This is a genomic window from uncultured Paraglaciecola sp., assembly GCF_913058035.1.
Lineage (GTDB): Bacteria > Pseudomonadota > Gammaproteobacteria > Enterobacterales > Alteromonadaceae > Paraglaciecola.
This window is the reverse complement of record NZ_CAJXPA010000187.1, coordinates 1-7,724: the sequence shown is the minus strand read 5'-3', so window position 1 is coordinate 7,724 and position 7,724 is coordinate 1. Positions and strand designations below refer to the sequence as shown.

The 7,724-nt window shown below is 41.5% G+C and carries 8 protein-coding genes; 3 read left to right on the top strand and 5 right to left on the bottom strand.

Going from position 1 to position 7,724, the window contains the following annotated elements:
- Window positions 1-426 precede the first annotated feature (426 nt).
- The 3 genes from QZ562_RS17835 to QZ562_RS17825 all read left to right on the top strand — a co-directional run bounded on the left by QZ562_RS17835 (window position 427) and on the right by QZ562_RS17825 (window position 2,720).
- Window positions 427-1,671, top strand: a complete 1,245-nt coding sequence (locus QZ562_RS17835) for a multidrug effflux MFS transporter (protein WP_293763185.1) — start codon at window positions 427-429, stop codon at window positions 1,669-1,671.
- Window positions 1,672-1,991: 320 nt separating this feature from the next.
- Window positions 1,992-2,567, top strand: coding sequence for a hypothetical protein (locus tag QZ562_RS17830; RefSeq protein ID WP_293763183.1), 576 nt, complete (start codon window positions 1,992-1,994; stop codon window positions 2,565-2,567).
- A complete protein-coding gene (locus QZ562_RS17825) occupies window positions 2,568-2,720 on the top strand; it encodes a hypothetical protein (RefSeq protein ID WP_293763181.1) in 153 nt (50 codons plus the stop codon).
- A 307-nt stretch (window positions 2,721-3,027) separates the two neighbouring features.
- On the opposite strand, the gene QZ562_RS17820 is transcribed toward QZ562_RS17825, so the two are convergent.
- From QZ562_RS17820 to QZ562_RS17800, 5 genes are all read right to left on the bottom strand, one after another.
- The gene (locus QZ562_RS17820) at window positions 3,028-3,750 is read right to left on the bottom strand and encodes a transposase (RefSeq protein WP_293763179.1); all 723 of its coding nucleotides are present in this window, start codon (window positions 3,748-3,750) and stop codon (window positions 3,028-3,030) included.
- Window positions 3,751-3,860: 110 nt separating this feature from the next.
- Entirely contained in the window at window positions 3,861-4,721 is an 861-nt protein-coding gene (locus QZ562_RS17815; RefSeq protein ID WP_293763177.1) for an IS3 family transposase, read from the bottom strand.
- On the bottom strand, window positions 4,718-5,029 hold the full coding sequence (locus tag QZ562_RS17810; RefSeq protein WP_293763174.1) for a transposase: 312 nt from the start codon (window positions 5,027-5,029) through the stop codon (window positions 4,718-4,720). The genes QZ562_RS17815 and QZ562_RS17810 overlap by 4 nt, the downstream gene beginning before the upstream one ends.
- A gap of 149 nt (window positions 5,030-5,178) precedes the next feature.
- A complete protein-coding gene (locus QZ562_RS17805; protein WP_293763172.1) occupies window positions 5,179-6,423 on the bottom strand; it encodes an ice-binding family protein in 1,245 nt (414 codons plus the stop codon).
- Between the two features lie 190 nt (window positions 6,424-6,613).
- Entirely contained in the window at window positions 6,614-7,366 is a 753-nt protein-coding gene (locus tag QZ562_RS17800; protein WP_293763169.1) for a hypothetical protein, read from the bottom strand.
- Window positions 7,367-7,724 lie beyond the last annotated feature (358 nt).

The following is a 7,724-nucleotide window of genomic DNA, read 5'->3' as shown; positions in this document are numbered from 1 at the left end:
CACAAGCAAATGTCGCCTGACGATTGTTCCCTCTCTGTATTAAGTGCTCTGGCACTCCTGCACTAGAAACTCGTAGTCTTCTCGCCATTAAACCAGCCTCTTTTTATTAATAAATAGGAGGATAGTTTATTTAAAATGACTCTGACCCCTTTTATTCTCGTTATCATGGGTGTCTTGTTAATTCCTTTCTTATCATGGGTGTCTTGTTAATTCCTTTCTTGTTAATTCCTTCTTCAGAGTCCTATTAATCGAGCAACTTGACCCCCAAGCTTTTTACCGATTTATCTCGGCGCAATGTGTGTCTTGTTAATTTCTTGGATAAGTAGTTGTTTTTATAAGTAGTAATTTAAAGAATTAGCTAAAAATTCTAAGCGTTATTAATCGGCAGTGTTAAACTGTGTGCCGTTTAAATCTGCCGGTTCTAGCATGTCATCCAATCGTCACTCCGCTCCCAGCGAGACAAATAGCAAAGCAAATAGTAAAAAAAAGGTCGATATTAGTTTATTCGAGTTTGTGGCACTTATGGCAACAATGACGTCGTTGGTCGCTTTAAGTATAGATTCAGTTTTACCTGCACTATCTCAAATTGGTGCTTACCTAAAAGTGACAGACCCTAGTCAAACCCATCTAATTGTTTCATTATTCTTTGTTGGTATGGCTTTTGGTCAACTTTATTATGGGCCTTTATCTGACGACAGAGGCAGGCGTTATGTGATCATTTCTGGTTTGATCGTATTTGCTATCGGGTCACTAATTTGCATCAATGCTGAGTCGTTAGAAGTGATGCTAATTGGTCGCGTTATTCAAGCCTTCGGTGTCTCAGGGCCCAGGATTGCAACACTGGCAGTGATCCGTGATAAGTACGAAGGTGAAGCTATGGCCAGAGTCATGTCTTTCATTATGATGGTGTTCATATTAGTGCCGATGCTGGCACCTATTCTTGGGCAAACTATTTTATTTTGGTTTTCATGGCAGCATATTTTTTTATCATTTTTGGTTTATGGGACATTGATTGGCTTATGGTTTTTTGCTCGTCAACCAGAAACTCTAGCCAAAGAGAAGCGCTTACCTTTTAGTTGGTCGCAATTGTGGATTTCAAGTAAGTTCATTCTTTCCCATAAGCTCGTAATGTTTTATACCCTTTCTTCTGGCACCATTTTTGGTGCATTTCTGGCTTATATCAGTTCTTCTCAAACCCTGTTTCAGGATATCTATAATACGGGTGAGCTGTTTCCTATGTACTTTGCTATGTTGGCATTATCTATCGGCCTAGCATCTTTTATTAATGGCAACTTAGTCATGCGTTTGGGTATGCGCAAGTTATGCAATGGGGCGATGCTGGGGTGGCTGATATTTTCTAGCGTACTAACGGCCTTATGTTTTGCTTATGATGGGGTTCCGCCTTTTTGGCAATTTGTTTCTGTATTATTTTGTGCGTTCTTTTGTATCGGTATTTTGTTTGGCAATGTAAAGGCTATGGCTATGCAGCCTTTAGGTGATATGGCAGGTCTAGGAGCCGCTATTATTGGGTCTTTGAGTAGTATCATTTCCGTACCTGCAGCTATTTTTGTAAGTAGTTTTATTGACGCTTCTATCACACCCGTGGCGCTAGGATTTTTGGGATTTGGTAGTGTGTCGTTTGTGTTCTATTGGAACGCGAATAAGCCTTAGTGTTACTTGTGCGTGTCTAAATTTATAATCTGATACTTTAACTAGACACCCATAGTAATAAACCCGAAAGCTATTTTTTGGGGGTGATCGCTATCATGGGTGTCTTGTTAATTTGTTTAAATTGACTCTGACCCCTTTTATTAAATTGACTCTGACCCCTTTTATTCTGGTTGAAGTTAAAAATATTACTCTTTCGATGAAGTGTATATATTCTAATAAAGGCAGAATTTACTACCCAGTTGATTTACTATTATTTTGCTACTAGACGATAGCAAAATAATATATTCGTTTTTAAACAGTTTTCACTAACAGGGAATAATATGAAAAGGTTATTAATATTAGTAAGCTGCTTGATATTCACTATGAACGCTTCAAGTAAAGCATACTCCATTAAGGACGTAGCAGAGTCTCTTCTGAGCGAAAACACTTCAAGAAACTTCATCCTACAATTCAAAGGTTCTGAAGCATACGAATCGATAAAATTTCAAATGTACGACATGGGTTTATGGAAGAGTATGGTGGCTTCAGATGATCCTCTTGCATCTTTTATATTACTTCAACATGCATTGGCTAATGGTAAAATATCGAAGGCGCTTGATTACGCCGCTATTACATATGTGCAGACCGATCAAAAAGAGTTCCCTTTACAAGTGATTGTAAGTTTATTTTCGAAAAAGGACGAATCAGATATTCGTGCAGCGGCAACATATTTTTTGATGGCGGAAGCAAATGAGCAAATAAAACTTCATACTACGTATAAAAAGTACGTTGAAAAGTACAAGGTAGATATCCTAAAGCGTGAATCAACAATTTTATTGCAATTGCTTAGAACTCATCAGGAAGAGCATGGCAACCATTTTGTTCAATATACAAATCTAGACTTAGGAGGCAGTTAAATGAAAAATCTAATGATATTCATCACTGGTTTATTAATTTTAATTAGCTCTTCTAGTGCCTTTGCTTTTTACGAAGTTAAAGCAGTTTCAATTCCTGGTTGGGGTTCAGAATCTGATGTAAAATTCCATGCACAAACATATGCACTTGATTAGATTAGTTACTATGAAGACAGCCATGTTTATTAGTTTCAACGAACCTAACCCCGCAGGTCTTATTGGCTAAAAGCGCGGCTGCGCCGCAATACCCGACAATTAGCAGGCTAGCAACACCCTACAGTTAAAGGTTTATAGTAATAAAATCAGATGTTTAAAATTATCTTTGGGGCTTAAGTATTTATCATGGGTGGCTTGTTAATTTTTCGAAAACTATTTTTTGGGGTTGCTCACTATTATGGGTGTCTTGTTAATTTATTAGTAAATAGGAGGATAGTTCACTTAAAATGACTCTGACCCCTTTTATTTAAGCGGCAACACCATCAGTCACTTGTTGCATCGTCAAATCCGGCTGTACAACCCGACTTTTTCTCTCTGCGCCCAACTCGGGCAAAAGTGCTTCGTAAACCCACTCTTTAAACGCTTTATCACCAAAAATGGCTGCCATGTTGCCTTTACGATGAAACATTTCTGTTTCTTTATCAATACCTTGCATAACAAAATCGCTATAACCTTTATATTGTTGTTTGTGACCTAACATCTTATAGATTGTCTCGCGTTCAAGCACATCAGTAGGTTTTACCTTGCCGATGTATGCCGGATAACTTGACCAAGGATAGTCTTCTAATTGTGCTACTAAGGGCTCTTTTGTCTCGATAGGATTACGGTGAATGTACCTGGACAGTTGTAAAAGGTAAGCGTCGTGATCAATTAAAATAGCTTTATAACGTCCTCTAAATAACGGTCCGTCAGTTAAACGTAGGCGATTGTAACGCTGAGTATACACACCATTAATATGCCGCATAACTCTGCCTAGGTTTGCGTTGGGTGTTTCAATCAAAAGATGGTAATGATTTCCCATCAGGCAATAAGCATGAACAATGCATTTAAAACGTAGCTGAGCCTGTGCAAGTGTTTCCAAAAAGCAGAGATAATATTCATCCCCATGGAATATCGTGTGCCGCTCCCTACCACGATTCATTACATGGTAAAAAGCATTTTCATATTCAATTCGTTGAGGTCTTCGCATACATAAAGCTTAGAAACCGTAGTCTTATTAATCAAGCAACTTGACCCCCTATCCCCTGTTATAAGTTTAGCCTAGACTCTGAGGTTGCCACAGTTTTTCGGACGATTTAATTAAAAGGCATTGGCCTGCTCATATTCTATCGGGCTTACGTAGCCCAAATAGGAATGTCTTCGTTGTCGATTGTAAAATACTTCAATATATTCAAATATGCTTTTCTTAGCTTCTGAACGCGTAAAATAGTCTTCATCATCGACCAGCTCTGTCTTCAACGAGCTAAAAAAACTCTCGGCCACAGCGTTATCGTGGCACTCGCCTTTTCGACTCATGCTGCACTGCATGTTGTGCTCTTTCAGTAACCTACGGTACTCATTAGACGCATAGGTACTGCCTTGGTCTGAATGTACAATCACATCTTTAACTTTACCCTGTCGCCAATGAGCCATCATCAAAGCATCACAGACCAACTTAGTATCGTTACGGTCTGACATTGCCCAGCCAATCACCTTACGTGAATATAAATCAAGCATAGTGGCTAAATATAGCCACCCCTGGCGTGTCCGAATGAAGGTGGTATCTGAGACCCAAGCTTGGTTGATGCTTTTTGTGCGAAAGTTTCGTTTTAAACGGTCTGGGGCCGGCGATGTTGTGTTTTTAGAATGAGTGGTAATGACAAACCTCTTAGCCATCTTCGATTCTATACTCACTGATTTCATTAGCCGTGCGACACGCTGACGGCTAACGATTTCGCCATCATTAGTCAAATCCTTTTGGATACGCGGTGAGCCATAGGTGCTTCGGCTAGCCTTATGGAAACAACGTATTTTGGTGACTAACCGCTTGTTATCTCGAGCTGTTTTACTTAGCGGGCGTTCAAGCCAATCATGGTATCCGCTTGTGGATACACCAAGTGTTGAGCACAGAATGTTCAATCTATGTTTTGGCCGTTGCTCACGGATAAACGCATACTTCATTTGAGCTCTTTGGCAAAGTACACTGCGGCCTTTTTTAAAATCTCTACCTCTTCACGAAGTCGACGATTTTCTTGTTTAAGTGTTAACACTTCACTTTGTTCTTCTTTGAGTGGTCGACCTGCTTGCTTAAGGAATGCTTCATCACCCTTAGAGCCAAGCTGCTCCTTCCATTTGTAGAGCATGTTACGGCGTATACCGAGCTCAGCTGCAATCTCTGCTGCTGGCTTATTAGATTCAGACATTAGACGAACAGCTTCAAGTTTGAATTCTTTCGTGAAAGTTTTATAAGGTTTTCGACTTATACTCATGATGGATACTCCTAAGCGACTGACATATTGTCGCTTATTTAAAGTGTCCGTCAAACTGTAGCAGCTTCACTCTGACCCCATTGATTCGGAGCCTCCGGTGGGGCAATGGGGGCCTCTTGCCTATTCCACTTACAGATTCGTGCGAATATTCAAATCAAACACACGAAGTACTGCGTTGCGACATTGCTGTCGGCTTGCCCGTCATTGGCCACCCACTGAAACGAGTCATGCCCGCCGACTGCGCCAATGCAAAAAGAGACGGACCACTCCCCCGTTTCCGGGTCGAGCTGAAAATCATACACTTTGTTCCCGATAGGACCTAGGCTGCCAGGGACTATTATGAAGGTCAGGTCGTCCCCGTCGGTATCTTCCGCGAAAAGGGACCCCCCGAATAGCGTATCCGGCTGATCAGACAGAAGTGTCGGTACGAAACCTACAGGGCCGTCAAACGCAACGGGAGGGGTGTTTGCTGGAACCGCCTCGAGGGCGCCAAACGAGTAAGATCCATCCTTAATCACAAAATCGGTTAACTGATCTGCTGAGACTTTACAATCATCACCCCCGATGCTTCCGATGCTTCCGATAGAGATGGCGCCCGTAGCATATAAATTACCACAACTAACCGATGCGGTCGCACCGGACACAGCGCCCTCTACAAATGCGGTGCCAAGAAAAGTTGAGCCCGCACCCAGAGTAAGTGCGCCGCCTATATCCCAAATGACAGCATTATTATTGCCTGCGTTAATTATTTCAAATTCACTGCCTGCACCTACGGTCATTGCCCCACTCAAGTTGAAAATCCAAATCCCGTCCTGCCCATTAGCATCAAACGTAATGAGCGTGTTCGCGGGTATAGTAATAGCAGCGCCCTCATATACGCCAGTGTCCATGCTACCTACTAACGTATACGCATCCACTAATGAAGAAGCGGGGATAGTATCTAAAGCAGACTGTGCACTTTTTATCTGAGCATTCGCTGCATCGAAGTCGCTGGTGACTACCGCTGGCGCTGGATCGCAAATCACATCACTTTGTGTCAACGCGCCCAACGTGATAGCTCCACCTGCACTCAGAGCGCCGACTGTACTGCCCGCGCCTACGACAATGGCGGCTCCAGCATAGATATCGCAGGTTTTAGCCGCTGCCCCTATGCCCGTAGCAGCGCCACTAACGATGTTTTGAACGTCAGACCCAGCTCCTGTGGTAGCGGCCGCTTGCGAAGCTATGTGTCCGTCTACGATTGAATCTGCAGCGATACTTATCGCACCAGCGGATATGGCAGCATGGGACGTCAACTGCTTCGTAAAGATTTTTACTGGTTCGCCTGCATTAGCAAAACCAGCGACAGACAAAGCAAAAGCGGTTAAGCATGTTTTTAACACTATATTTTTCATTATTTACTTCCATTTAATGTAATGTGATTGTTCAAGTAAAATTATAAAGACACCCATCGTAATAAACTCGAAAACTATTTTTTGGGGTGGCTCATTATTATGGGTGATGATAATTGTGTTAGTGGTGAGGAGAGACTACTTGAATCGATGCTTCAAGTGCGCCACCTAAAATAAAATCCAAGCACTACGCTCACGTCTCCAGTTGTTTTTTAATTGATCTAATAACATTATTTGGAGCACCCCAAGACAATCGCTCAATAATGGCGTTCAGTACTCTTTGTTCAGCAACCTTGTCATTGGCTAATAGTTCATCCAAGTTTTGTCTTAGTAAGCGTTGAATTTCACTCACATTGTGATAGTCAGGATAGGCTTCGTAGGCAGATTGAAAACTATTGAGAGCGTCCTCCCATCGTGACGTCAAAATATGTTCAAACCCAGCGAGTTCGTATTCACTTGCTTTTCTCGCAGATGGACTCGCCAATATTGTCTGCGCCACTTTCAAATCTTGCTGAATGCTCCTTTCCAGATTTTTGTTAGTGATAACAGCTTGATTATCCTTGTTGGTTGCGTCGTTTCCAGCCGCGGTAGGCTGCATAAATTCTGACGGATCCTTACCTTCTGCATGTGCTAGTTGATTTTCCAGATGATTAATTTTTACCAATAACTGGTTTTTTTCGGTGACCAGTAGGCGACTTGCGTCATCTTGCTCGCGCAATTTTTTATCCAGATTACCAAATGTCTTGCGTAGTTCTTCTTCAGTAGCCCTAAGGTTTTCAAGATTCTCCCCTGAAGCACCTTTTATCGTCACGCCCAGTACATCTAGCTCAACACCTCTGGAAATCATGCCGCTTATGTCATTCTGATACACAAGCACCACCATTAAGGCAAACAGTGGCCAAATCAATGTGCGTATGTACTCGAGGGTGATTTTTGAACCTTCCATAGTTTTAGTCCGCGTAATATTCATTTAATATTTAAACCAATTCTACCGCTTATCCTTCTTGATTCAAACTTGACCTACCTGTATTGATGATAGGGAAAATTGTTAGGCTAGGAATTTCGCTAGCAAGTAAAAGTCACTAGACACTAAGTTTTATAAATTACCCGATCTCAACGTAATCAACAAGCATAAATTGCTGGGTATCGGCTAACTATTTATGTTCTAAGGCACACTTAATAGGCCACCCATAATAAAATCAAATAAAAAGTATATGATTCTCACTTGGTTTTGGGCTTAAAATATCTGACTGGTAAAGGCAGCATGAATACTGGGACTGTATTAAGAAAACTAAGCGTTAAAC